Source organism: Streptomyces noursei (assembly GCF_001646665.1).
Classification (GTDB): domain Bacteria; phylum Actinomycetota; class Actinomycetes; order Streptomycetales; family Streptomycetaceae; genus Streptomyces; species Streptomyces lavendulocolor.
This window is the reverse complement of sequence record NZ_LWBU01000006.1, coordinates 2046-3101: the sequence shown is the minus strand read 5'-3', so window position 1 is coordinate 3101 and position 1056 is coordinate 2046. Positions and strand designations below refer to the sequence as shown.

General features: G+C 79.1%; 1 protein-coding gene. It reads right to left on the bottom strand.

Going from position 1 to position 1056, the window contains the following annotated elements:
* A partial coding sequence (locus A4V12_RS00710) for an LAETG motif-containing sortase-dependent surface protein (protein WP_159028799.1) occupies nucleotides 1-1056 on the bottom strand: 1056 nt, incomplete at both ends.

Genomic DNA, 1056 nt, shown 5'->3' with positions numbered 1-1056 from the left:
CACGCCTCGGTGTCCGGCCTCCGCCGGCGTACGGCGAGGATCAGGCCCGCGCCGAGGGCGACGGCCGTGGCGGCGGCGCCGGCGACCTGCGGAACGGTGGAGGAGGAGCCCGTGTCGGCGAGGCTGCCCGCGGCGGGGGTGGTGAGCGGGCGGGTGGCGGCCGCGCCCTGTGGCTGGCGGGCCGGGGAGGCGGGCCGGGCGGCGGGCGGGCCCGGCAGGGGGGCCGCGGCCACGACACCGAAGCCGTACTCGTGGAACTCGGGCGTCCCGCCGCACGACTCGTCGTCATTGAGGTAGTCGGCGGCGACGGTCGCCACGCCGTCGCCGGCCGGCGCCGAGGCGGCGACGCGGAGGCGTACCTTCACCTCCGCGTGCGCTCCGGCCGCCAGCTTCTCGACCGCGCCCGCGTAGTGGTCGGCGTCGGCGTCCTGCCAGGCGGGGGAACCGGCGGTGGACCACAGCACGTCCAGCAGGTCGTCGGAGCCCTCCACCTTCACGTACGGCCAGACCTCGTCGAGGGTGCGGTCGGTGCCGTTGCCGACCCGGACGGTGAAGTCGACCGTCGTACCGGCCGTGATCGTCGCCGGCAGTCCGGTGACCTCGACCGTGAGCCGGTCCTCGGGGACGCAGGCGCCCCGCTCGGCCTCCTTCCGGGCGTCGGCGAGCGCCTTGTCGGCGGCTTCGCGGGCGGCGAGGGCCTTCGCCTTGTCCTCCCCGGCCCGGTGCACGAGCGCGGACGCCGCCGCCCGCGCGTCGTCCCTCGCCCGGGTGGCCTCCTTCGCCCTGGTGCCGGCCGCCTCCTGCGCCTCGGCCGCGTCCTCGGCGGCGGCCAGCGCGTCGGCGACGTCCTGCTCCGCCCGCGCCTTCTCCGCCTCCGTCGCGCCCTCCGGCAGGTCCTTCAGGGCCGCCTCGGCGTCGGCGAGCCGGTCAGCGTCGGCCTGTCGGGCGGCGGCGGCCGCCTCGGCGTCCCGGACGGCCCCGGCGGCGGCGACCGCCAGCGGAGCGGTGTCCGACAACTCGTCCGCGAGCGCCCGCACGGCGGCGGCCTCGGCGGCG